Origin of the sequence: Thiorhodococcus minor (assembly GCF_010820565.1) — a bacterium.
GTDB classification, from domain to species: domain Bacteria; phylum Pseudomonadota; class Gammaproteobacteria; order Chromatiales; family Chromatiaceae; genus Thiorhodococcus; species Thiorhodococcus minor.
The window spans coordinates 29477-54751 of record NZ_JAAIJQ010000022.1 but is presented as its reverse complement, the minus strand read 5'-3'; the positions used below and the strand labels follow the sequence as shown (position 1 = coordinate 54751).

Here is a 25275-nt window from a genome sequence, read left to right as displayed (position 1 = left end):
GGTCAGTCTACCAGCTCGCCCTGGAGCACGCGCTCGAAGGCAAGCTGACCGTCCGCCATACCCACCTCGATGAGGTCGCCCGGCGCGAACTTTCCGGCGAGGATCTCCTGCGCGAGCGGGTTCTCGAGCTGTGCTCGGATCGCCCGCTTGAGCGGCCGCGCGCCATAGACCGGGTCGAATCCAGCCTCCCCCAGATGGTCGAGCGCCGCCTCGCTGACCTCCAAACGCATATCCCGATCGGCCAGACGCGCCTGGAGATAGGTGATCTGGATACGCGCGATGGCCCGGATCTGCGCTTGCTGGAGCGGATGGAAGACGACGATCTCGTCCAGCCGGTTGATGAACTCCGGCCGGAAGGCGTGACGAACGATCTCCATGACAGCGCCCTTCATCTCGGCGTAGTTGGCCTCCCCGGCGCGCTGCTGGATGACGTCCGAGCCCAGGTTGGAGGTCATGACGATGACGGCGTTGCGGAAGTCCACGGTGCGCCCCTGGCCGTCGGTCAGGCGGCCGTCGTCCAGCACCTGCAGCAGCACGTTGAAGACGTCCGGATGGGCCTTTTCGACCTCGTCGAGCAGGATGAGGCTGTAGGGCCGGCGACGGATCGCCTCCGTGAGATAGCCGCCTTCCTCATAGCCCACGTAGCCGGGCGGCGCGCCGATGAGCCGGGCGACCGAGTGCTTCTCCATGAACTCGGACATATCGATGCGGACCATGGCCTCCTCGGTATCGAAGAGGAAGGCCGCAAGCGCCTTGCACAGCTCCGTCTTGCCGACACCCGTCGGCCCCAGGAAAAGGAAGGAGCCGATAGGTCGTGCCGGATCCGACAGCCCCGCGCGCGAACGGCGGATGGCGTCGCTGACGGCGCGCACCGCCTCATTCTGCCCGACGACCCGCTGCTCGATCTCCTGCTCCATGCGCAGCAGCTTCTCGCGCTCGCCTTCGAGCATCCGAGAGACAGGGATGCCGGTCCACTTGGAGACGATCTCGGCGATCTCCTCGTCCGTGACCTTGTTGCGCAGCAGCCTGTTCTCGCCACCCACCTCCAGGTCGGCCGCCGAGGCGAGCTGCTTCTCCAGCTCGGGAATGCGGCCGTATTGCAGCTCGGACATGCGGGCCAGATCCCCGGCGCGACGCGCGGTCTCCATCTCGATGCGGGCGCGGTCGAGCGCTTCCTTGATGTGGGCCGTGCCCTGCACCGCCGCCTTCTCGGACTTCCAGACTTCATCGAGGTCGGCGAACTCGCGCTCCAATCGGCCGATCTGCTCCTCCAGATCCGCCAGCCGCTTCTTGGAGGCGTCGTCCGATTCCTTCTTGAGCGCCTCGCGCTCGATCTTGAGCTGGATCAGACGGCGGTCGAGCCTGTCCATCTCCTCGGGCATGGAGTCGATCTCCATGCGGATCTGGGAGGCCGCCTCATCGATGAGGTCGATGGCCTTGTCCGGGAGCTGGCGGTCGGCGATGTAACGGTGCGAGAGCACAGCGGCGGCGACGATGGCCGGGTCGGTAATCTCCACGGCGTGGTGGACCTCGTAACGCTCCTTGAGGCCGCGCAGGATGGCGATGGTGTCCTCGACGTTGGGCTCATCGACCAGCACCTTCTGGAAGCGGCGCTCCAGCGCGGCGTCCTTCTCGACATACTTGCGGTACTCGTCGAGCGTCGTGGCGCCCACGCAGTGCAGCTCGCCGCGGGCCAGCGCGGGCTTGAGCATGTTGCCCGCGTCCATGGCGCCCTCGGCCTTGCCGGCCCCAACCATGGTGTGGAGCTCGTCGACGAAGAGGATGATGTTGCCTTCCTGGCGCGCGATGTCGTTGAGCACGGCCTTGAGGCGCTCCTCGAACTCGCCGCGAAACTTGGCGCCGGCGATGAGCGCGGCCATGTCGAGCGAGAGCAGCCGCTTGGACTTGAGCCCCTCGGGCACCTCGCCGTTGACGATGCGCTGGGCAAGCCCTTCCACGATGGCCGTCTTACCCACGCCAGGCTCACCGATGAGCACTGGATTGTTCTTGGTGCGGCGCTGGAGCACCTGAATGGTCCGGCGGATCTCGTCGTCACGCCCGATGACCGGATCGAGCTTGCCTTGCTCGGCCCGCTCGGTCAGATCGATGGTGTACTTCTCCAAGGCTTGGCGCTGGTCCTCGGCATTGGGGTCGTCGACGCCCTGCCCGCCACGCACCGAGTCGATCGCCTTCTCGATGGCCCCTTTGCTCGCGCCCGCCTCGCGCAGGGCGCTGCCGAGCGGTCCCTTGTCCTCGAGCGCCGCGAGGACGAAGAGCTCCGAGGAGACGTATTGGTCCTTGCGCTGCTGGGCGAGCTTGTCGGTCAGATTGAGCAGGCGGCTCAGGTCGTTGCTCAGATGGACGTCGCCGCCCGCACCCTGCACGGTCGAGAGCCGATCCAACGCCTCGCCCAGGCTGGAGCGCAAGCGGTTGGCATTCACATCAGCCTGATTGAGCAGGTGGCGAATGGTCCCGCCCTCTTGGTCCAGCAGCGCGACCATGAGGTGCACCGGCTCGATGAATTGATGGTCGCGGCCCAGGGCGAGGCTTTGCGCATCCGCCAGGGCCATCTGAAACTTCGCAGTCAGCTTGTCCGTTCTCACAGTGGCTTACTCCAGAAAACTTGTAGGGTTTTATCGGAAATGTGGGAAGCGACCCGCCCGAATCAAGGGCAGCGGCGGACGGCTGGCCAGCAGCCAAGCATTGGGCGCCACCTGCCCGCTCCTGTAAACTGCCTTGAACAAGATCACAGCTTCGAGTCCGCCGACGCCGCCTCGCTCCACGCGATGATCCCGCGACCCCAATTAGCTGGCGGCTGGCGGCTGGCGGCTGGCGGCTGGCGGCTGGCGGCTGGCGGCTGGCGGCTCGACAGCGAATTCCCCGGACAACGAAAATGGAAATTTCCGCTATCATGCCCGCGTGAACCTTCGTGACCTCAAATATATCCTCGCCGTCGCCGAAACGCGGCACTTTGGCCGTGCCGCGGAGCGTTGCTTCGTCAGCCAGCCGACGTTGAGCGGCCAGATCAAGAAGCTCGAGGACGAGCTAGATGTGGTCATCTTCGAGCGCACCAACCGCTCGGTCGAGGTTACCCCGGTCGGTGAGGTCATTCTGGCCCACGCCCGCCTCGCTCTGGAGCAAGCCGAGGCCATCGAGCAGGTCGCCCGTGCCCATCAGGACCCGCTTGCAGGTCCGCTGCGCATCGGGGCCATTCCGACACTCAGCCCCTATCTGATGCCGCTGGTCCTGGTGCCGCTCAAGCGGACCTACCCCAAGCTCAAACTGGTCCTCTCGGAGGAGATCACCGCATCACTGCTCGGGCGCCTCGCGCGGCACGAGATCGACGCCGCGCTGCTCGCGACCCCGGTCGACGACACGGATTTCGAGACCATCCCCCTTTTCGACGAGCCGTTTTGGCTGGCCCATCCGGTGAATCACCCGCTCTACGAGCAGGATGAGATCACGGAGAAGGACTTGGAGGATCTCGAGCTGCTCTTGCTCGCGGATGGTCACTGTTTGACACATCAGGTCATGGACGTCTGCCGCATGGCCGAGCGCCCTACGCGCGGGGAGATGGCCGACTTGCGCGCATCCAGCCTGGAGACCCTCCTGCAGCTCGTCGGCGCCGGCTTCGGCTGCACGCTGATCCCGGCCCTCGCGATCCGCGGCGGCTGGATGACCGACAGCGGCATTGTCGCCCGCCCACTGCAGCTTCCCGACGCCTTCCGCCGGATCTCACTCGTCTATCGCCGCAGCTTCCCCCGCCGCCAGACGCTAGAGGCCTTCGCGGACATGGTCCGCACTCACCTCCCAAACACCGTCAGACGACTGAGCTGATTCGCGTTGAGCACAAGACTGTATCTTTTATCTGACGCTGTCGCTTGAGCAAGACAAATTTGCAGAATACGCTACACTTTGTCTCAGGTGCCGGAACCAGATGCCGCGCCCAATGAGGCAGCCGGGCAGGCGTCTGATGGGCAACCGGGAGTCGCCCGGACTGGTGTGTTGATTGCTTAGTATTCCTGCGAAAGCACACCTAATCCGTCGTCAGCATTGGGGGGGACCCATCATGAGCATCAAACAATTACAGGCCGTCTGGGAGCTTTGCCGCCAGGGGTTCCAAGTCACCGCAGACAACGCGGCGAGAAGCTGGCACGACGGCAAGCCGTTCGAGCTCAGGGACAGAGTCCCGCTCGGGCGCTCGCTCGAAAGCTTGATCGACCAATGCAATTGGGAGGTCGAGCGCAAGACCAGGATCCACTAGACCGGGCAGGCACCTTGCCTCGCTTGAGCTAGATTGTTCAGGCAGCACAGCTGCGGTTATCGCCGGCGTGCTCAGTCGCAGCCCGTGCTCCCGCCGCTCACCCAAACGCCATCGTCGACAGACTCGCGATAGACTGACACACAGCCAGCATCGTCACGTTTCGAGGTCCTGCTAAAGATGGCCAAGGGATATCTCATCATTGAGACACGCGCCGATCACCCCGGCGTTACACGCATTCGCGCGACCGAGCAGCTCGCCGATCCGGATTCTCCATCCAGCAGCGGGGAAGCTGACACCAAGGTTCACTTCGTCGCGCGCTTTGGCAACGTCTTCGTGGCGCGGATGCACGCCCACACTGCCCTGCGGCGGCAGACGCTCGATGCGGAGGCCGGCCTCTACCGGGTCGACCCTGCGACTGCGGTGGCGGCCATCGATGCCATCGACCTAGGCCACGAGCCGATCTACCTAGATCCCGAGGTCGCAAGCGATCCGGGAATCGGGCGAGACACCGCCCGCCGACGCCGCAATCATCGGCTCGTCGACCGCGTTTTCAATGGCGCCGGAGCTGCGGCGGTCATCTCGCTCGTCCTCCTCGCCCTCCTTGGCATCTGATCGGCCTTTCAGCCGCGGCTCAGGCGAGCTCGAGGTCTGCGAAGATATGGACCGCCAGCCAGACGCAACGAGGCTCGGCGCTGGTGCTGAGGACCCGGTGCGGCGTGCGTGACGGGATGAAGCGGAAGTCGCCGGCCTCGAGCGTGATCGCTTCGCCCGCGATCTCAAGCGTCGCCCGTCCTTGCAGCAGGCAGACCCATTCATCCTGCTCCTGGTCATAGAGGACCGGATCGGGCTGGTCGCTGCTGACGATGCGCTCGATTTTGACCCGGCCGCATCTCAGCAGGTCCTCGAACACTTCGCCCGCGAGCGGCTCCGGAAGTGACGTGAAGAGCTTGCCTTCCATCCGGGATTCGGCCTTCGACATCAGCGCTCTGCCTCAACCAAGCATCGATTCTTCTTCGCGCGCTTCGCGCCTTAGCGGTTCCAAATTCTCCGGCCGGCATCAGAGCAGCACACGCTCGATCCCGCCGTCTTTGAGCCGCTCGATGAAGCGCTGCTGCCAGCCCTCGCCCAGCATGCGCTTGGCCATCTCGACGACGATATAGTCGGTCTCGAGGCCGGTGTCGTCCCGATACTTGGAGAGACCCTGCTGACAGGCGGGGCAGGCCGTCAACAGCTTCGCCTCGCCATCCGTCACCCGCGGCTTCCCGGTCAGGCCCTGGATGCCGGCGGTCAGCTCCTCCTGCTTGCGGAAACGGACCTGGTTGGCGATGTCCGGACGGGTCGCGCCCAGGGTGCCGGCCTCGCCGCAGCAGCGATCCGATAGGGTCACGGTCTGGCCGATGAGGCTGGTCGCGACCTTGGTCGGCGCATAGCGCTTCATGGGCGTGTGGCAAGGGTCGTGATAGAGGTATTGCACCCCATCGACGCCGTTGAGGCTCACGCCCTTTTCCATCAGCCACTCATGGATGTCGAGCAGACGGCAGCCGGGGAAGATGCGCTCGAACTCGTACTTCAGCAGCTGATCCATACAGGTCCCGCAGGACACCAGCACGGTGCGAATGTCGAGATAGTTCAGGGTGTTGGCGACCCGATGAAAGAGCACCCGGTTCTCCATGGTGATCTGCCGCCCACGCCCCTCCAGCCCGGCCGCACTCTGCGGATAGCCGCAGCAGAGATAACCGGGCGGCAGGACGGTTTGAGCGCCCTGCTCCCAGAGCATGGCCAGGGTCGCCAGCCCCACGTCCGAGTAGAGGCGCTCGGACCCGCAGCCGGGGAAGTAGAAGACCGCCTCGTCGTCGTCCGCGACCACCTTGGGGTCCTTCAGGATGGGCACCTGGGCGCGGTCCTCGAGCGCCAGCAGGTTGCGGAAGGTCTGCTTCGGCAAGTCGACGCGAATCGGCCGGCTGACCAGCTCGACGGCCAGGCCGGTTGCGGCGGGACGGCCCGTCGTGCTTCCTGGCCGCTCGGTTCGCTGTTTGGTGAGCCGCAACAGCTTGGCCGCGCGATGCGCCGCGTTCATGGCCGCGAAGCCCCACTCGGCCAGCCCCTTGCGCATCAACCGAATGGCGCGCGGATCCGTGACGTTGAGGAATTGCATGGCCGCCCAGGCGCCTGGGCTGAAGGCGCGCTTGCCGCGGTCGACCAGGATGCGTCGCATGCGCGTGGTGACCTCGCCGAAGTCGATGTTGACCGGACAAGGTGTCAGACACTTGTGACAGACCGTACAGTGATCGGCGACGTCGTTCATCTCGGTGAAGTGCCGCAGCGAGAGGCCGCGCCGGGTCTGCTCCTCGTAGAGGAAGGCCTCGATGATGAGCCCGGTGCCCAGGATCTTGTTGCGCGGCGAATAGAGGAGATTGGCGCGTGGCACATGGGTCATGCACTTGGGCTTGCACTTGCCGCAGCGCAGACAGTGCTTGACGTCGTCGTTGAGGGCGCCGAGCTCGGTCTCCTCGAGGATGATGGCCTCCTGCTCGACCAGGCGCAGTGAGGGCGTGTAGGCGCCGTCCAGCCCAGAGCCCGGCATCAGCTTGCCGCGATTGAAGAGCGCCTTGGGATCGACCTTGTCCTTGTAGGCGACGAAGGCCTCCAGCTTCTCGGGCTCGAGAAACTGCAGCTTCGTCAAACCGATGCCGTGCTCGCCCGAGATGACCCCGCCGAGGCTGGTCGCTAGCGCCATGATGCGCGCCACCACGCGGTCTGCCTCGTGCAGCATGGCGTAGTCGGACGAATGGACCGGGATGTTGGTGTGGACGTTGCCGTCGCCGGCGTGCATGTGCAGGGCGACGAAGAGGCGGGAGTCCTTGACGCCCTTGTGGATCTCGCGCAGACGCTCACGGACACGGGCGAATTCCTGCCCGCCGAAGATCTCGTCGAGCCGGTCCGCGACCTCGTCCTTGAGCGCCTGACGCAGATCGCGCCGCAGCATCATGCTCGCCAGGGTGTCGCCCTCGCGGATCAGCGCCTTTTCTGCGCCCTCCAGCAGATCCAGGTTGTCCGCAGCGGGCTGGTCGAGCCGCTCCAAGATGGCCTGCCAGCGCCCGCGCACCTGGGTGATGGAGTCGCGCGCGGCGTCCCGCTTGGCGCTGAGGATGGCCCGGCTCTCGTCCGATCCTTCATAGTCGCCCTCGACCCGCGCCTCGGGCATCTCTGAGGCGAGATAGTCCAGCACGGCCGCCATGATGGCGTCCTTGTTGCGGATGGACAGCTCGATATTGATGCGCTCGATGCCCCGGCTGTAGTCGGACAGCCGATCGAGCGGGATGACGACGTCTTCGTTGATCTTGAAGGCGTTGGTGTGGCGTGAGATGGCGGCGGTGCGGGCGCGGTCCAGCCAAAAGCGCTTGCGCGCCTCCGGGCTGATGGCGATGAAGCCCTCGCCGTCGCGCGCCTGGGCCAGCCGCACCACCTGCTCGGCAACCGCGGTCAGCGCGGTCTCGTCGTCACTGACCAGATCGGCGATGAGCACCATCTTGGGCAGCTCGTGGCGGGGCGCCTTGGTGGAGTAATCCACGGCGCGCACATAGCGCTCGTCCAGGTGCTCCAGGCCGGCCATCTGCACGGCCGATTGAGACTCGATGTAGTCCTTGATCTCGACGATGGCGGGGACGGCGAGATCCAGGTCGGTGCCGAAGAACTCCAGACAGACCGTGCGCACATGATCCGGCATGCGGTGCAGGACGAAGCGGGCCGAGGTGATGATGCCGTCGCAGCCTTCTTTCTGGACGCCCGGCAGGCCGGAGAGGAACTTGTCGGTCACGTCCTTGCCCAGACCGACCTTGCGGAAGGACTGGCCGGGCATCTCCAGGATCTCCGGCTCGCCGCGCGGCGTCTTGCCGTCCGGCGCATAGCGCGAGATGCGGAAGCGCACCCGCTCCTGGTCGTGGATCTTGCCGAGGTTGTGGTCGAGCCGCTCGACCTCGAGCCAGTCGGCGTCCGGCGTCACCATGCGCCAGGAGGCCAGATTGTCCAGGGCCGTGCCCCAGAGCACCGCCTTCTTGCCGCCGGCGTTCATGGCGATGTTGCCGCCGATGCAGGAGGCATCCTGCGAGGTCGGGTCCACGGCGAAGGCCAGGCCATTGGCGTCTGCCAGGTCGGACACGCGCCGCGTCACCACGCCGGCGCCGCAATGCGCGGTCGGCACCAAGCCCTCCACGCCGGGCAGGGCGACCCGCTCCACGCCGGAGAGCGTCTCGAGCTTCTCGGTATTGATGACGGCGGTCATGGCGTGCAGCGGGACCGCCGAGCCCGTGTAGCCAGTGCCGCCGCCGCGGGGGATCAGGGTCAGGCCGCAGTCGATGCAGGCCTTGACGATGGGCGCAACCTCCTCCTCCGTGTCCGGGGAGATCACCACGAAGGGCAGCTCGACGCGCCAGTCCGTCGCGTCCGTCGCGTGCGAGACGCGCGCCAAGCCGCCGAAGTCCAGGTTGTCCTTGCGACTGATGCCGCTCAGGGCCTTGCGCAGACGCTCGCGCTGCTCACGCTCCGTCTCGAACCAGTCGCCGAAGCGCTTCACCGCGGCCCGGGCGGCCGCCAGCAGCTCGGCGGCACGCCGGTTGTCGTTCAGGCGCTGCTCGAACTGATCGAGCCGGTGGTCGAGCGCCTGCAGCAGAAGCTGACGGCGCTTCAGGTTCTCCAGCAGGTCGTCCTGGAGGTAGGGATTGCGGGTGACCACCCACATGTCGCCCAGCACCTCGAAGAGCATCCGCGCGGAGCGTCCGGTGCGGCGGCTGCCGCGCAGCTCCTCGATCAGGCTCCACATGGATGCGCCGAGGAAGCGGATCACGATCTCGCGATCCGAATAGGACGTGTAGTTGTAGGGAATTTCGCGGATACGGGGCTGCTGTTCTGACATTACTGCGCGGGTCTGCTCGTCGATGATTTCTTGCACTGCACAAAATGGTACTGCAAAGTTGAGTGCTTTGGTTTGCCGAGTCTTGCGGGTGGACAGCTTTCACTCTATGTTGGCCCGAGCGCATTGATCTTTCGGGGAAGGTCTTTCGGACCAGGTCCGGTAGGGTGGATGAGCGAGAGCGAAATCCACCGATCCCGCGCCGGCGTTGGTGGACTGCGCTGCGCTTGTCCACCCTACCGGACACTCCGGCCGCCCCCTCGATCAATGCCGACCGACCCACCGACGGAGGGCACCAATGGGCCTGCCACAGATCGATTCTCCGATTTCGGCTGCCGACTACCTCGCCTGGGAGGAAGAGCAGCCCGAGAAGTCTGAGTACGTGTGCGGCGAGATCTTCCCGATGGACGAATTTTCACGGCGGCACGTCATGGTCTGCGGGAATGTCGCTTCGACCCTGCACCTGGCGCTCGAAGAGACAGGTTGGAGGGTTTACGCGTCGCAGATGAAGCTCCGCGTCCTCGAGGACGAAGCCTACTTCTACCCGGATGTGCTGGTGACCTGTGATCCTGCCGATCATCGCGCCGATCAATTCATGAGTGCGCCGACGGTGGTCGTCGAAGTCCTCTCGCCCTCCACCGCGGCCTTCGACCGCGGGGACAAATTCGCGCTCTACCGGCAAATCCCGTCGCTCAAGGAATTCGTCCTGATCGACCCGGAGAAGCGCCGTATCGAGTGCTACCGGCGCGGCGAGCAAGCCCGCTGGGAGCTGGAAGACATCGCTCCAGACGGCCCGCTGCGCCTGCAGAGCCTGGATGCCGAGGTCCCTTGGGAGCGGATCTTCCGCAATGCCGATTGAACCTTATTTGATTCAGATCAAATACTTGACGATGAAGCCCAGATATTTTTGATCGGATGCCCTCCCCGCCCACTCAACACCGCACCCTGAGTGACCGCGTCAACACCTTCGGTCAGTACCTGCTGAAGCGCTACGGCCAGCGGGTGCACAAGCTCGCCCTGAACGCGGGCTTCACCTGCCCAAACCGCGACGGCTCCAAGGGACACGGCGGCTGCACTTTCTGTAACAACGTCTCTTTCGGGCCAAACGCGAAGCGGTCGCCACAGATCGATCCGCAGCTCGAGGCCGGTCGCGGCGTGCTCGCCAAGCGCACGGGCGCGCGGCGCTTCATGGCCTACTTCCAGACCTACACCAACACCTACGATGAGATCGAGGTGCTGCGCGAGCGCTATGACAGCGCCCTGACACAGCCGGACGTCGTTGGCCTGTCGGTCGGCACCCGGCCGGACTGCGTTCCGGAGGCCGTGCTGGACCTGCTCGCCAGCTATCGCGCCAAGGGCAAGGAGGTTTGGCTGGAGCTGGGGCTGCAGTCCGCGGACGACGCCACCTTGGCGCGGGTCAACCGGGGGCACGGCTTCGAGGAGTATCGAACCGCCGTAACCGCCGCGCACCGGCGCGGCATCCAGGTCTGCACCCACCTCATCATCGGCCTGCCCGGCGAAGGCCGAGACGCCGCCCTGACCACGCTCGACCGTGTGCTCGAGCTCGGCGTCGAGGGGCTCAAGCTCCATCCGCTGCACGTCGTGCGCCACACCCAGCTCGCCATCCAATGGCGCCGTGGGGAGTACGCGCCGCTAACCCTCGAAGACTACATCGGCATCTGCGCCGACCTGGTCGAGCGCACGCCCCCGGCCGTGATCTACCACAGGCTTACGGGCACGGCCTCGAAAGACATCCTGCTGGCGCCCGACTGGTGCAGCCAGAAGTGGGCCGTGCTCAACGGCATCGAGGCCGAGCTCTACCGCCGCGGCACCCGCCAAGGCGACAAGACCGCCCCCACGCCGCATCACCAACTCGTCAGAACTGCATAGTCCGCAGGGGATCGAAATACCATGGAGCTCGTCTGTCCCGCCGGCAATCTGCCGATGCTCAAGGCCGCCGTCGACAATGGCGCCAACGCCGTCTATATCGGCTTCCGCGATGACACCAACGCCCGTCACTTCGCCGGCCTGAACTTCAACGACAAGCAGATCGCCCAAGGCGTGCAGTACGCGCGCGACCGTGGCGTCAAGGTCTTCGTCGCGATCAACACCTATGCGCAGCCGAATGGCTGGGAGCGCTGGACCGCCGCCGTGGACCGCGCCGCCGGCTTCGGTGTCGACGCCATCATCCTGGCCGACATGGGCGTGCTGGACTATGCCGCCGAGCGTCACCCCAAGGTCAACCTGCATCTCTCCGTGCAGGGCTCCGCGACCAACCCGGCCGCCATCGGCTTCATGCAGCGCCACTTCGGCATCAAGCGCGTGGTGGTGCCGCGCGTGCTCTCGCTCGCGCAGGTCGCGCACCTGATCGAGCAGACCAGCGTACCTGTCGAGATCTTCGGCTTCGGCAGCCTTTGCGTCATGGTCGAGGGCCGCTGCCTGCTGTCCTCCTATGCCAGCGGCCAGTCGCCCAACACCTTCGGCGCCTGCTCTCCGGCCGCCCACGTCGAATGGCGCGACACGCCCGAGGGCCAAGAGACCCGGCTCGGGGGCGTGCTCCTCGAGCGACGGTCGCACTCCGAGGCGGCCGGCTACCCGACCATTTGCAAGGGCCGCTACGATGTCGACGGCGAGCTGCGCCATGCCATCGAGGAGCCGACCAGCCTCAACACCCTCGACGTCCTGCCGCAGATCCTCGAGGCCGGCGTCAGCGCCATCAAGATCGAGGGGCGCCAGCGCAGCACCCGCTACGTCTCCCAGGTCGCCAAGGTCTGGCGCGAGGCGATCGACATGTGCAAGCGCAACCCGCAGGCCTTCCGCCCCAAGGAAAGCTGGCACCAGATCCTCGCGCAGGTCTCCGAGGGTGCCCAGACCACCATCGGCCCCTACGAGCGCACCTGGCATTGAGTGAGCTGCCAGCGTCCAGCCGCCAGCTCCCAGCGCCCCAGCGTTTGGCCTCGATAGAACCCTGAAGACCTTAGAGTACCCGTGAACACCGCTACCCATCGCCCCCGTCTCTCGCTAGGTCCCATCACCTACCTCTGGCCGCGCGAGCAAGTCCTCGACTTCTATGCCGAGATGCTCGAAACGCCCGTGGACATCGTCTATGTCGGCGAGACCATCTGCTCCAAGCGCCGCCAGATGCGCCCCGAGGACTATTGGGAGATCGCCGAGCGCGTGGTCGCCGCGGGGAAGGAGGCCGTCATCTCCACGCTCGCGCTGATCGAATCCGACGGCGAGCTCAAGACCCTCAAGCGCATCTGCGCCGACGAGCGCTTCATGATCGAGGCGAACGATCTCGCCGCGCTGGACTTCCTGGAAGGGCGAGCCTTCGTCACCGGGCATTCGATCAACCTCTACAACCATCGCACCCTGGCCTTCCTCGCCAAGCAGGGTCTGAAGCGCTGGGTGCTCCCGGTGGAGCTTGGCCGCGACACGGCGACCGAGCTGCTGAAGTCGCGTCCCGAGGGCGTCGAGTGCGAGCTCTTCGCCTACGGCCGCCTGCCGCTGGCCTACTCCGCCCGCTGCTTCACCGCCTACAACCGCAACCTGGGCAAGGACGACTGCCAGTTCTGCTGCGGCGACTACCCGGACGGCCTGGTCGTCACCACCCAGGACGGCAACGCGTTCCTCGACCTCAACGGCATCCAGACCCAGTCCGCCAGCACGCACAATCTTTTGCCGGCCCTGGCGGAAGTCGCGGACATGGGTGTCGACGTGCTGCGCATCAGTCCGCAGTCCGAGCACACCGCCGATGTCGTCCGGGTGTTCGCGGACTGCCTCACCGGCGATCTGGACGCGAGCGCCGGCACCGCCAAGCTCCGCGGCTGGGCACCCTCTGATCTCTGCGACGGCTACTGGACGGGTGACTCCGGCTACAAGGCGAGCATGTCGGCCTAGCGCAGCCACAGCGAGGTCAGCGATATCCCCGAGGTCGCGCCAGAGTCGACCAGCCGCTCGAAGCAGTTTCTCCTCTCGGCGGCACTGCTCGCGGCGCTCTGCCTCGGGCTCTGGGGCTTGGCGACCTGGGCCTACCGAGACGGTGTCGACAGCCTGGCCGAGCAGGGACGCACAGATCTCGACCTCTATGTCGCACATCTGCAGGGACTGCTCGCCAAGTACGAGCCCCTGCCGGAGCTGTTGGCGACCAACCCGCGACTGATCGACTTCCTGCGCGCCCCAGGCGGCCGCGAGAGCATCGAGGCGCTCAGCCGCTACCTCGAGACCATCAATCGCATCAGCGACGCGGCCGACACCTACCTGATGGACGCGACCGGGCTGACCATCGCGGCGAGCAACTGGAGCGCCGAGCGCCCCTTCGTCGGGCGCAACTTCAGCTTCCGCCCCTATTTCCGCGATGCCATGGGAGGCCAGCTCGGGCGCTACTTCGCACTGGGCACGACCTCCAAGCAGCGCGGCTACTATTTCGCCTATCCCGTTCGAGCAGACGAGGCGATCCTCGGCGCCGTGGTCGTCAAGATCGACATCACCGAGACCGAGCGGCGCTGGAGCAAACCGGACCGCATCTTCTTGGTGACCGACCCGGATGGCGTCATCTTCGTCTCGACCCGGCCCGAGCAGCGTTTTCACACCCTGCTCCCCATCGACGCGGAGACCCGCGCCAGGATCGAGCGCAGCAACCGCTATCCCGAGGCGAAACTGGCGCCCTTGGCGCTCACGCTGGGTGCAACACTGCCGGCCGGCCAGATCGTCCGAATCCGCACCGACGCGCGCTGGCCGCACCACAGAAGCTATCTGCTCCAGACCCGCAGCATGCCGACGGCCGGCTGGCGGGTGCACGCCTTGATCGACACCGCTGAGGCGCTGCGCGACAGCCTGAGGCTCACGATGCTGGCCGCGGCCTTGATCATCATGACCGCCCTCATCGCCGCCCTGCTCTTTCAGCAGCAGCGCGGAAGACGTGCGCACGCCGCACTCGCCGAGCGCGCCCGAGCCTCCCTCGAGCGCATCAATTCGGAGCTGGAGGAGCGCGTCGCCAGCCGCACCGCCGAGCTGACGCGCACCAACCAGCGCCTGCGCGACGAGATCGACGAGCGCCGGCGCGCCGAGCAGGCCTTGCGCGAGGCGCAGCAGGCGCTCATCCAGTCGGCCAAGCTCGCGACGCTCGGCCAGATGTCGGCCGGCATCAACCACGAGCTGAATCAGCCGCTCTCGGCGATCCGCACCTATGCGGACAACGGCCGGCTGCTGCTGAGCAAGGGGCGCGCGACCGAGGTCGCCGGCAATCTGGAGCAGATCATGGCGCTGACCGATCGCATGGCCAAGATCGGCTCCCAGCTCAAGCTCTTCGCGCGCAAGACCTCGGGCGAGCTGAGCGACCTGCCCTTGGCGCCTGTGATCGAGAGTGCCGCGCGCATCGCCGCGCCCTTGCTCGCCAAGAGCGACGGCCGGCTCGAGGTGGATGTCCCATCCCATCTGGCCGTGCGCGCCAACGACGTCCTGCTGCAGCAAGTCATCCTGAATCTGCTCGGCAACGCCTGCCAAGCGATACAGGGGCAGTCAGAGCGCTGGATCGCGGTCTCGGCAGGTCGCGATGGCGCGCATGTCCTCATGCGCGTCCAAGACACAGGCCCAGGCATTCCGAGCGCGGATCTGGATCGGATCTTCGAGCCCTTCTTCACCACCAAGGACGCCGGAGAGGGGCTTGGGCTCGGCTTGGCGATCTCGGCCCGCATCGCCAGCGAGATGGGCGGTGCGCTCAAGGCCATTCCCTGCGCGACCGGCGCCTGTTTCGAGCTTTGTCTCCCAGTGGCGGAAACCCACCCATGAGCAGCCGTGCATGAGCAGCAGTCCCAACGTCATCTTCGTCGACGACGAGCAGCATATCCGCGCCGCCAACCGGCAAACGCTGGAGCTGGCCGGCCTGCAGGCCCAGGTCTTCGAGCGCGCGGAGCGCGCCCTGCCGCTGCTGAGCAGGGAGTGGCCAGGGGTGCTGATCACCGACATTCGCCTGCCCGGCATGGACGGCCTGGAGCTGCTGGAGCGGGCGCATGCGGTCGATCCGGACCTTCCCGTCATCCTCATCACCGGCCATGGCGACATCAGCACCGCCGTCAACGCCATGCGCGCCGGCGCCTACGACTTCATCGAAAAGCCCTATCCGGCCGACCGCCTCATCGAGACCGTCCAGCGGGCGCTGGATAAGCGCGCCCTGGTCATGGAGAACCGCAATCTGCGCGTCGAGCTCATGGCCAATACGGCACTGGGGCCACGCATCATCGGCCACAGCCCAGAGATGCGTCAGCTGCGCGCCACCATCGCGCAGATCTCGGACACGGGGGCGGATGTCCTCGTGCTGGGCGAGACCGGCACCGGGAAGGAGCTGATCGCGCGCTCGCTGCACGAGCACAGCCGCCGGCGCGACCGCAACTTCGTCGCGGTCAACTGCGGCGCGGTTCCGGAGAGCATGATCGAGAGCGAGCTCTTCGGTCACGAGGCAGGCGCCTTCACCGGCGCCAAGGGACGCCGTATCGGCAAGTTCGAGCACGCCCACGGCGGCACCCTCTTCCTCGACGAGATCGAGAGCATGCCCGCCTCGGCGCAGGTGCAGCTCCTGCGCGTGCTCCAAGAGCGCACCATCGAGCGCCTCGGCTCCAACAAACTGATCCCGCTCGACTTCCGCGTCGTCGCAGCGACCAAGGTCGACCTGCGCGAGGCCGCGACCGCCGGCAGCTTCCGCGAAGACCTCTACTACAGGCTCAATGTCGTCACCCTGCACATCCCGCCCCTGCGCGAGCGGCGAGACGACATCCCGCTGCTCTTTCACCATTTTCTCCTCGTCGCGCAGGACCGTTTCCAGCGCGACGCGCCCTTCCCTGCACAGAGCGAGATCACCGCGCTGCTCGGGTACGACTGGCCCGGCAATGTGCGCGAGCTGCGCAACCTCACCGAGCGCTATGTGCTCTTGGGCGAGCAATACGGCTGGTCGCTCGAGCGCCTGCACGAGGGGACCCAGGCCGGCCAGCCGCGCACCCTTCCCGAGCAGGTCGAATGCTTCGAGAAGAGCCTGATCGTCCAGGCGCTCGCCGCGAGCAGGGGCAGCATCAAGGAGACCATGACCATGCTCGGCATTCCGCGTAAGACCCTCTACGACAAGATGCAGAAGCACGGGCTGAGCAAGGACGACTACAAGGCCTGAGGTGATTTCCTGAAATGATCCTACCCAGAACAGCGCCTCCAGCCTGGACGATGGGCACGCTGCGCTTTGCCCATCCTACGGGGAATCTGTTTCCCGGAAATCACCTGAGCGGCAATGGGCGGATTTCCGCCCCGCCCAACGACCATGAATGGGTGGAGATCCACCCATTCACCCGCACCAATCGCTCCCCTCGGTTCGAAAAAAGGGCATTCATGACAGGGAGGTAACCAAACCCAAGCGATCTGGCCCGCGCCTTGCTGACGGTGCTCCGATCCAAAGGGATCAGCGAATCACCACACATCATCGCGAGGACACAGCATGAAACGCACCCTAGCCGCACTGACGCTGGCCGCGACCGCGGCCTCGGCGCTGGTCACTGGCATCGCCAGCGCCGCAGACCCCATGGTCATCAAGTTCTCCCACGTGGTCGCGGAGAACACGCCGAAGGGAGTCATGGCGAACAAGTTCAAGGAGCTGGTCGCCGAGCGCATGGGCGACAAGGTCGTGGTCGAGGTCTATCCCAACTCCCAGCTGTTCGGTGACGACAAGGTCCTCGAGGCCATGCAGCTCGGCGACGTCCAGCTCGCCGCACCCGCGCTGTCCAAGTTCAGCCGCTATACCGATCAGCTCGCCCTCTACGACCTGCCCTTCCTCTTCCAGGACCTGGATGCGGTCGACCGCTTCCAGCAGAGCGACACGGGCCAGGCCATGATGGGGTCCATGCAGAAGAAGGGACTCATCGGCCTCGGCTACCTGCACAACGGCATGAAGCAGCTCAGCTCCAGCAAGCCGCTGCGCGTTCCGGCGGACGCCTCGGGCCTGAAGTTCCGCATCATGTCCTCCGAGGTCCTCGAGGCCCAGTTCGAGGCCGTCGACGCCACCCCGCTGAAAAAGCCCTTCTCCGAGGTCTTCACCCTGCTGCAGACCAAGGCCATCGACGGTCAGGAGAACACCTGGTCGAACATCTATTCCAAGAAGTTCTTCGAGGTGCAGCCCTACATCACCGAGTCCAACCACGGCCTGCTCGACTACTTGGTCGTGACCTCGGCCGAGTTCTGGAAGGGATTGCCGGACGACCTGCGCGGCGACCTCAAGGCCGCACTGGATGAGGCCATTGCCTACGGCAACGACATCGCGCGTAAGAAGGCCGACGAGGATCGCGCCGCGATCATCGCCTCCAAGCGCTCCGAGGTCATCGAGCTGACGCCGGAAGAGCGCGCCCAGTGGGTTCAGGCCATGAAGCCGGTGTGGAAGGAGTTCGAGGACGAGATCGGCGCGGATCTGATCGACGCGGCCTACGCGGCGAATCAGCAGTAGCCAGCGCGCAAGCGCCGGTCTCGCCGGCGCTTGCGCTCGGATTTCGCCAGCAAGACGCCGGCGCACGTCCTACCCTAGGGGATTGCGCTCGGCTCCCTGGGAGGCGCGTCACGCACGCTCGACGCCTCCCTTCTACCGACAACGATAAGAACCGACTGGCCATGCCCATGCTCTTTCGTCTCATCGACAAGACCGAGGAAGCCATCATCTCGCTGCTGCTGGTGGCCATGACCCTCTTGGTGTTCTGGGAGGTCATCCTCCGCTTCGTCTTCAACACCGGGCTGACCTGGGGGCAGGAGGCCACGCTGCATCTCTCGGCCTGGTTCGTGCTGTTCGGCGTCTCCTACGGCCTCAAGACAGGTGCCCACATCGGCGTCGACGCCTTCGTCCGGCTGCTCTCGCCGCTCGGCCAGCGCATCATCACCGCCATCGCCGTGCTGCTCTCGCTCGTCTACTGCGGCCTCTTCATCTACGGCTCCTGGATCTACCTCAGCAAGATGCACATGATCGGCATCGAGCTGGAGGACATCGAGGTCCAGACCTGGGTCGCCCACAGCATTTTGCTGATCGGGCTGGCGATGCTGTCGCTGCGGCTGCTCGCACTGCTCTGGCAGGTCGCGACGGGTAAGACGACCGGCTTCCGCCGCACCGACGAGGCCAAGGAAAGCATGCATCTGGCCGAGGAGCTCAAGCGCGAGGTGGCCGACCGATGACCACGGCAACCCTTTTCCTGCTCCTGTTCGGCTGCATGCTCATCGGCATGCCGATCGCGATCGCGCTCGGCTTCTCGAGCATCGTGACCATCCTCATCTTCTCGAACGATTCGCTGGCCTCCATCGCCCTCAAGCTCTTCGAGGCGCTGTCGGCCCACTACACGCTGCTCGCCATTCCCTTCTTCATCCTCTCGTCCGCCTTCCTGTCGACGGGCGGCGTGGCCAAGCGGCTGATCCGATTCGCGACCGGGGTCGTCGGGCACATCCGCGGTGGGCTCGCCATGGCCTCCGTGCTGGCCTGCATGCTCTTCGCCGCCGTGTCGGGCTCCTCGCCGGCCACGGTGGCCGCCATCGGCAGCATCGTCATCGTCGGCATGGTGAAATCCGGCTACCCCAAGTCTTTCGCCGCGGGCGTCATCACCAATGCCGGCACGCTCGGCATCCTCATCCCGCCCTCCATCGTGATGCTGGTCTACGCGGCCGCGACCGAAGTCTCCGCCGCGCGCATGTTCATGGCGGGCTTCATCCCAGGTCTCATGATGGGACTGCTGCTGATGATCGCCATCTATATCGTGGCCCGCGTCAAGGGGCTGCCCTCACAGCCCTGGCCCGGCTTCCGCGAGATCCTCAGCGCCGGATTCAGCGCCTCGGGCGGTATCCTGCTCATCGTCATCGTCCTGGGCTCCATCTACGGCGGCATCGCGAGCCCGACCGAGGCCGCCGCGGTCTCGGCCGTCTATGCCTTCCTGGTCGCCGTCATCGGCTATCGGGATATGGGGCCGCTCAAGGAGACACCCTGGCGCAAGCAGGGGGAAGGCATCGGCAGCGCTATCGCCAGGAGTCTCTGGCAGGTTCCCCTGGCACTCCCGCAAAGCTTCGCGCATCCGGAGGTCCGCAAGGTCGTCCTGGACGGGGCCAAGGTCTCCATCATGCTGCTCTTCATCATCGCCAACGCCATGCTGTTCGCGCATGTGCTGACGACCGAGCGCATTCCCCACGAGATCGCCGAGACCATCGTCGAATGGGGCCTGTCGCCCTGGATGTTCCTCATCGTCGTCAACATCCTGCTGCTGATCGCCGGGAACTTCATGGAGCCCTCGGCGATTCTGCTGATCATGGCACCCATCCTCTTCCCGATCGCCACCCAGCTGGGCATTGATCCCATCCATCTCGGCATCATCATGGTGGTGAACATGGAGATCGGCATGCTGACGCCGCCCGTGGGTCTCAATCTCTTCGTCACCGCCGGCATTACCGGGGAGAGCATGGGCTGGGTGATCAAGGCCGTGCTGCCCTGGATGCTGCTGCTCCTCGGCTTCCTGATGCTCATCACCTACATTCCGCAGATCTCGCTCTTCCTGCCGGAGTACATCGACAAACTGCAGGGCTACAACTGACCTATGATGCCGAGCCACTCCCACATCCTTTACGCGACGGATCTGGGGCGCTACACGCGCCCCGTCTTCCGCAATGCCGTCGCGCTCGCGCAAAGCACAGGTGCGCGCATCACCATGCTGCACGTCATCGAGCCACTGGGGAATACCGGCCGGGCGGTGATCGGCGCCTATCTGCCGAACATGGACATCAGACGCATCGAGCAGGAGGCGCTGAAGGAGATCCTTGCAACCATGCACAAGCGGTTGAGCAAGTTTTGCGAAGACGAGCTAAACGCCGCCTCGGCGGAGATCGAGGCCGACATCGTCGAGGCGCTGGAGGTCGGCAGCGGCCTGCCGTCCGAGGAGATCATCAGGACGGCGGAGACGCGCGACGCCGACCTCATCGTGATGGGAACCTGCACGCACTCGCTGATGGGGCGCTCCTCCGTCGGCTCCACCGCGCGCAAGGTCATCCAGCACAGCAGCGTCCCCGTCCTGCTCGTGCCCAATGTGGTGTCACGACAATAGCGCGAGGCCCTGAGCCGCCAACCCTGAGGGCGCGCACAGGCGTCGCGTCCTCAGGCCGTGTCATCTCATCAGGCGGCCAGCGACGACTTGATCGACTCGAAGCGGGTCGATCCCAAGAACGCGCGCAGGTGCAGCCGAACGGGACGCAGAGCATCCAAGACCAGACTTCGACGCGGAGCGTGGAAGTGTGGGGGGACAGCCTGCTCGCGGGGAGCATTGCAGATGCTTTGCACGCCGCATAAGCTCGCGTTATGTGCGGACGCTTTGCCCAATTCAGCCTACCGGAGGCGCTCGAGGACTACTTCGAGGTGGCGGACGGCTACGACTTACCGCCGCCGCGCTACAACATTGCGCCGGGAAGTCGAATCCTGGCCGTGCGTGCCGGACCGGATGGCCGACGGGTCTTCGCGAAGCTGCATTGGGGGCTCATCCCGAGCTGGGCGAAGGACCGCAAATTCGGCTACCGCACCATCAATGCGCGGGCGGAGACGGTGGCGGAGAAACCAGCGTTTCGGGCGGCCTTCAAGAGCCGGCGCTGTCTGATTCCGGCGGACGGCTTCTATGAGTGGCAAGCGACGCCGGACGGCAAGCAGCCCTACTTCATCCGCTTGACGGATGGGGACCCGATCGCCTTCGCGGGACTCTGGGAGACCTGGACAGATCGGGAGACGGGCGAAGCCGTCGAGAGCGGCACCATCATCGTCACCCAGGCCAATGCGCTGGTCAGGGGGATCCACGACCGCATGCCAGTTATCCTCGATCCGCGGGACTTCTCGACCTGGCTCGATCCGACCATCCAGACTGCCGCCAAGCTGCGGGGCCTGCTGAGGCCGCTCGCGCCCGAGCGGCTGAGCATGCATGCGGTCGAGCGCCGCGTCGGCAAGCCCAGCAACGAAGACCCGAGCCTCATCCGCCCACTCACGCCCGAGTGAGCCAGGTCGAAGGCCTGCGCAGTCGCGCTGCGCCACGCCGAATCCGTCCCGAGACGGCTCGCGGGGCTGCGCGCGAGGAGTGGCACACAGCCGAGGCGTCAGGCGGCCTGAAGCCTCAGTCGACGGGGACAGAGTAGATCCAGGCATCCTGATCGACCTTGAGGTCGATCAGGCTTCCATTGCGCACGTCCAAATGGAGGTAAATTGGCTCGCCGGCGGGCACCATGATGCCGTAGCCCGAGGGAAAGGTGATGCTGGTCGTGGTGATGTTGGAGCCGATGTAGGTGCTTCCCGACGACGCCCCATAGTCGAACAGCCCAGGACCCGCGTATTTCGCCCTGAAAATACAGCCGGCAGAGTCATCACCCGCGCATTGGTACATCTCAGGACGCGTGCTCACCTCAACATCCACATAGAGATCGATATCCGCCTGCTCAGCGATGCTGACACCCAAGATGGCGATGGCCGTCTTGGGTGTCCAGGCGCCCGCGCGGTCCTTGTGACAGGTCTCGCCGCGCTTGCAGAGGCCAGTCGTGGCCTTGATGACTGTGGTCTTGAGCGGCTGGATGTCGCCCGCATCCGCAAGCGGCAAGAAACAGGCTCCCAAGAGCATCAAGGGAGCAAGGGCGAGCGCGGGCAAGGGTAAGCGCGGAAGCATTGTGGGTCCTCAGACTGTGGCGGCGGAAAGAGGCGAAGCGCCGAGCCTCACCCGGAGGCGGTAGGAGCCAGGTCGCTCCGGCAGCGTCACCCGCACCTCCCCGTCCATCACGGGAGCTGGCGAGCCGTCGAGCGCGGCGGACAAGGCGCATGCGTCATCCTGGCGCGCGCGCTCGACCTGGATCTCGCAGGTTGTCGCACCGTCCGGCAGACGATGGCGCACGCGGAAACCTGACCAGCTCGCGGGGATGCAGGGTCGGACGACCAGGGTGCGGCCATTCTCCACCCGAACGCCGAGCACGGACTCGAGCGCCACCCGATACCACCAGCCCGCCGACCCGGTATACCAGCTCCAGCCGCCGCGACCGACGTGGGGCGACGCCCCGTAGACATCGGCGGCGACCACATAGGGCTCGAGGCGATAGCGCGACACCTCAGCTGGCGTCCTGGTGCGACTCACAGGGCTCAGCATCGCCAGCAGGGGCGCGGCGCGCTCGCTACGGCCCAGCTCGGCGATCGCCTTCACGGCCCAGCAGGCGGCGTGGCTGTACTGACCGCCGTTCTCACGCACGCCGGCGACATAGCCCTTGATGTAGCCAGGGTCCTTGGTTGTATCGACGAAGGGCGGAGTCAGAAGCCGGATCAGACCTTCGGCCTGGCTGACGAGCTCAGCCTCCATGGCATCCAGGGCTTGCTCGGCACGCTCGCGCGGGACGGCCCCCGAGATCACCGACCAGGACTGCGCCAGTGCATCGATCCGGCACTCGGCATCAGAGGCAGCGCCAAGCGGCGTGCCGTCGTCATAGTAGGCCCTGCGATACCAGCCGCCGTCCCAACCACTGGTTTCCAGTGCTTGGCCGAGGTCCGCCTGATAGGCGCGATAACGCTCGACCCGCGCCCGATCGCCCCGCCCCTCGCACAAGGGCAGGAAGTCGCTGAGGATAAGGTGCAGGAAGAAGCCCAGCCAGACGCTCTCGCCCCGCCCCTCGCGACCGACGCGATTCATGCCGTCGTTCCAGTCGCCAGTCCCCATGAGCGGTAGGCCGTGCGCGCCCCGCGTCAGCGACCGATCGATGGCGCGGCAGCAGTGGTCATAGAGATCGGCGGTCTCTCCGCTCGGCTCGGGCTTGAGGTAATCCTCGTCCTGTCCGGGCGCCAGCTCGGGCGCCGTCAGATAGGGCGCCCGCTCATCGAGGATGGCACCTTCCCCCGTGACCCGGACATAGTGCGCGGTCAGATAGGGCAGCCACAGCAGATCGTCCGAGAAACGCGTGCGCAGCCCGCGCTCCATGGGCGGTGGATGCCACCAGTGCAGGACGTCGCCCTCGACGAGCTGATGCGCCGCATGGAGCAGGATCTGGTCGCGCGTGATATCCGGGCGAATCGCGGCGAAGGCGGATGCGTCCTGGATCTGGTCGCGATAGCCGTAGGCGCCGCCGGACTGGTAGAAGGCGGAGCGTGCCCAGATGCGGCAGCCGAGACTTTGGTAGAGCAGCCAGCCATTGAGCATGAGATCGATAGCGGGCTCCGGGGTCTCCACCTGGACGCCCGAGACCAGCGCATCCCAGAAGGCGCACGCCTCGTCCAAGGCCTTGCCGACCGCCGCGGCGTCCTGGTAGCGCTGCAGCAGCTCGGCGAGCGCATCCTCATCCATCACCTCGCCGAGCAGGAAATCGCAGACGAGCGCGGCACCCGGGGCGATCCGGACGTCGAGCTGCTGCGCGAAGCAGGGATCCAGGCCGGCCCCGGCACGGCCGTTCAGTGTCTCGCCCAGCTCCAGGGCCGCCGGCACAGTCGGATCGCGGTGACGGCCGAGGAAAGCCAGACGATCGCAGGTGAAGCTGCGCCGCTCGACCTGGGTCCCGGAGACCACGGCAGTCGCGAAGACGATCCCTCCCGCAAAGTCGCCAGCCGCTGGATTGACCGCGCGCAGCAGTGCCCGCTCTGGCTCGATGCTGGTGACGATGGGGCCGTCGGTGGACGGCTGACTCGCCATGACGAGACGCTGATAGCCGAAGAGCCCCAGCCGCCTTGCCGTCGCCCCTTCATTGGCGATGCGCAGTCGAAGGATCCGCACCTGGTCTTGGCGCGGGACGAAGACCGTCGTCTCCTGCGCCAGGTCGGCATGAGTCGTCGAGAAGCGCGTATAGCCGAAACCATGCTCGACGCCATAGTCGCAAGGCGCCGGACGCGGCCCCGGCATGGGCGACCAGGACTCGCCACTGGCCTGGTCGCGAATGTAGACCGCCTCGCCATGCGGATCGCTGACGGGGTCGTTCGACCAAGGGGTCAGTCGGTTCGCCTGGCTGTTGCGCGACCAGGTATAGCCGGCCCCGGACTCGCTGATCAGGCAGCCGAAATGCGGATTGGCGATGACATTGATCCAGGGCTGAGGCGGGTGCCGATGCCCATCGGCTCGGCGCGACACCAGGATCCGGTAGGCGCGACCGTCCTCCGAGAAGCCGCCATAGCCATTGAAGTGCTGCACCCCATCGGGCGCCTGGATCGCGTCATCGCCAGCGTCGTCAATGGGCTGCGACGGCCGGGACTGCCGCGTCGGGCGGATGATGGATTCATCGGCCAGCAGCTCGAGGGCGGCGGTACGGTCGGCTGCCGCTCCCGTCACCCAGGTCAGCTCGGTGCAGGCACCAGGCTCCAGCTCGACGAGCGTGCGCAAGGCGAGGATGGGATCCAGTACCTTGCCCAAGCCACCGGAGAGGGACCGATGATTCCGCATCGCGGCCGGGCTGGAGGTCGTACAGCTGCGTCCTAGGAAGGCGGCGCGGTCCGTCTCCCACTCCAGCGCCTCGGCGCCGAGCAAGGCATGCAGCATCCAGGGCCAGGACTCGTCATCTCCGCGCGGGCGCCTGTGCGCGAGCAAGGCACCAGTCTCCGCGTCACGCTCGGTTTGCACGAAGAGCTTCGCAAAGGCCGGGTGCGCGACATCCGCGTCGACATGGAAGAGCACCACCTCCAGATAGCTGGTCAGCTCGATCCGCCGTGGTCGATCCGAGCTAGTCGTCAGCCTTAGCCGTCGGCGCTCGAAATCCTTGTCCGCGTCCAGGCTGAGCTCCAGCCGTGCCGCGACGCCTTCGTCCTCGCGCTCCAGCACGAATCGATCGTCCAGCATCGCGGTTTGGTAGACAGATGGGACGACGCGCGTGGGCTGGTAGCCCAAGGACCAGAAGTGGCGCGTCTCCAGGTCCCTGAGATAGAGGAGGCTGCCGAGGTCGTCCTGGATGGGGTCGTCGCGCCAGCGCGTCAGCGCCAGCCCCTGCCAGCGGGTCTGCCCGGCGCCCGAATCCGTGACCACGACCTCCAGCCGCCCGTTGCTCAGCCGGTAGGCGTCCGCCGCGGGTCCCAGTGGCAGGGTGAAGTCTTCTATGCTCATTGACGCTGACTCCGAGCCTCGATGGAATG

19 protein-coding genes are annotated in these 25275 nt (G+C 65.9%); 14 read left to right on the top strand and 5 right to left on the bottom strand.

Annotation, left to right across the window (positions count from 1 at the left end; genetic code table 11):
- Positions 1 to 2 precede the first annotated feature (2 nt).
- Positions 3 to 2603 (bottom strand): ATP-dependent chaperone ClpB, encoded by a 2601-nt coding sequence (gene clpB, locus G3446_RS09510; protein ID WP_164452594.1) that lies wholly within the window; start codon positions 2601 to 2603, stop codon positions 3 to 5.
- Positions 2604 to 2919: 316 nt separating this feature from the next.
- Between clpB and G3446_RS09505 the strand changes: the two genes are divergently transcribed.
- The 3 genes from G3446_RS09505 to G3446_RS09495 all read left to right on the top strand — a co-directional run bounded on the left by G3446_RS09505 (position 2920) and on the right by G3446_RS09495 (position 4876).
- On the top strand, positions 2920 to 3837 hold the full coding sequence (locus G3446_RS09505; RefSeq protein ID WP_164452593.1) for a LysR substrate-binding domain-containing protein: 918 nt from the start codon (positions 2920 to 2922) through the stop codon (positions 3835 to 3837).
- Between the two features lie 232 nt (positions 3838 to 4069).
- Positions 4070 to 4264 (top strand): hypothetical protein, encoded by a 195-nt coding sequence (locus G3446_RS09500; protein ID WP_164452592.1) that lies wholly within the window; start codon positions 4070 to 4072, stop codon positions 4262 to 4264.
- Positions 4265 to 4441: 177 nt separating this feature from the next.
- Positions 4442 to 4876, top strand: a complete 435-nt coding sequence (locus G3446_RS09495; protein ID WP_164452591.1) for a hypothetical protein — start codon at positions 4442 to 4444, stop codon at positions 4874 to 4876.
- 19 nt (positions 4877 to 4895) lie between these two features.
- On the opposite strand, the gene G3446_RS09490 is transcribed toward G3446_RS09495, so the two are convergent.
- Positions 4896 to 5243 (bottom strand): cupin domain-containing protein, encoded by a 348-nt coding sequence (locus tag G3446_RS09490; RefSeq protein WP_245232406.1) that lies wholly within the window; start codon positions 5241 to 5243, stop codon positions 4896 to 4898.
- 78 nt (positions 5244 to 5321) lie between these two features.
- Positions 5322 to 9176 (bottom strand): DUF3683 domain-containing protein, encoded by a 3855-nt coding sequence (locus G3446_RS09485; protein WP_164452590.1) that lies wholly within the window; start codon positions 9174 to 9176, stop codon positions 5322 to 5324.
- A gap of 295 nt (positions 9177 to 9471) precedes the next feature.
- Here G3446_RS09485 and G3446_RS09480 point away from each other — a divergent pair, with 295 nt between their 5' ends.
- From G3446_RS09480 to G3446_RS09430, 11 genes are all read left to right on the top strand, one after another.
- Positions 9472 to 10032, top strand: a complete 561-nt coding sequence (locus G3446_RS09480; protein WP_164452589.1) for a Uma2 family endonuclease — start codon at positions 9472 to 9474, stop codon at positions 10030 to 10032.
- 56 nt (positions 10033 to 10088) lie between these two features.
- Positions 10089 to 11063: a tRNA modification radical SAM protein MnmL/YtqA gene (gene mnmL, locus G3446_RS09475; protein ID WP_164452588.1), complete on the top strand. Its 975-nt coding sequence runs from the start codon at positions 10089 to 10091 to the stop codon at positions 11061 to 11063.
- A gap of 21 nt (positions 11064 to 11084) precedes the next feature.
- A complete protein-coding gene (ubiU, locus tag G3446_RS09470; protein ID WP_164452587.1) occupies positions 11085 to 12080 on the top strand; it encodes a ubiquinone anaerobic biosynthesis protein UbiU in 996 nt (331 codons plus the stop codon).
- An 81-nt stretch (positions 12081 to 12161) separates the two neighbouring features.
- Positions 12162 to 13073, top strand: a complete 912-nt coding sequence (gene ubiV / locus G3446_RS09465; protein WP_164452586.1) for a ubiquinone anaerobic biosynthesis protein UbiV — start codon at positions 12162 to 12164, stop codon at positions 13071 to 13073.
- A 117-nt stretch (positions 13074 to 13190) separates the two neighbouring features.
- Positions 13191 to 14963: a sensor histidine kinase gene (locus G3446_RS09460; protein ID WP_245232405.1), complete on the top strand. Its 1773-nt coding sequence runs from the start codon at positions 13191 to 13193 to the stop codon at positions 14961 to 14963.
- Between the two features lie 10 nt (positions 14964 to 14973).
- Complete coding sequence (locus G3446_RS09455) at positions 14974 to 16332, top strand: sigma-54-dependent transcriptional regulator (RefSeq protein ID WP_164452585.1); 1359 nt, start codon at positions 14974 to 14976, stop codon at positions 16330 to 16332.
- Positions 16333 to 16650: 318 nt separating this feature from the next.
- A complete protein-coding gene (locus G3446_RS09450) occupies positions 16651 to 17649 on the top strand; it encodes a TRAP transporter substrate-binding protein (protein ID WP_164452584.1) in 999 nt (332 codons plus the stop codon).
- Between the two features lie 161 nt (positions 17650 to 17810).
- A complete protein-coding gene (locus G3446_RS09445) occupies positions 17811 to 18362 on the top strand; it encodes a TRAP transporter small permease (protein ID WP_245232404.1) in 552 nt (183 codons plus the stop codon).
- Complete coding sequence (locus tag G3446_RS09440; RefSeq protein WP_164452583.1) at positions 18359 to 19759, top strand: TRAP transporter large permease; 1401 nt, start codon at positions 18359 to 18361, stop codon at positions 19757 to 19759. Before G3446_RS09445 ends, G3446_RS09440 begins: the two co-directional genes overlap by 4 nt.
- Before the next feature lie 6 nt (positions 19760 to 19765).
- Entirely contained in the window at positions 19766 to 20266 is a 501-nt protein-coding gene (locus tag G3446_RS09435; RefSeq protein ID WP_245232403.1) for a universal stress protein, read from the top strand.
- Between the two features lie 251 nt (positions 20267 to 20517).
- Positions 20518 to 21198 carry an SOS response-associated peptidase gene (locus G3446_RS09430; RefSeq protein ID WP_164452581.1) on the top strand — a complete coding sequence of 227 codons (681 nt, stop codon included), beginning with the start codon at positions 20518 to 20520 and terminating at the stop codon, positions 21196 to 21198.
- Positions 21199 to 21313: 115 nt separating this feature from the next.
- On the opposite strand, the gene G3446_RS09425 is transcribed toward G3446_RS09430, so the two are convergent.
- Both G3446_RS09425 and G3446_RS09420 read right to left on the bottom strand, forming a co-directional pair.
- The gene (locus G3446_RS09425) at positions 21314 to 21856 is read right to left on the bottom strand and encodes a hypothetical protein (RefSeq protein ID WP_164452580.1); all 543 of its coding nucleotides are present in this window, start codon (positions 21854 to 21856) and stop codon (positions 21314 to 21316) included.
- 9 nt (positions 21857 to 21865) lie between these two features.
- The gene (locus G3446_RS09420; protein ID WP_164452579.1) at positions 21866 to 25246 is read right to left on the bottom strand and encodes a GH36-type glycosyl hydrolase domain-containing protein; all 3381 of its coding nucleotides are present in this window, start codon (positions 25244 to 25246) and stop codon (positions 21866 to 21868) included.
- Between the last annotated feature and the right edge of the window lie 29 nt (positions 25247 to 25275).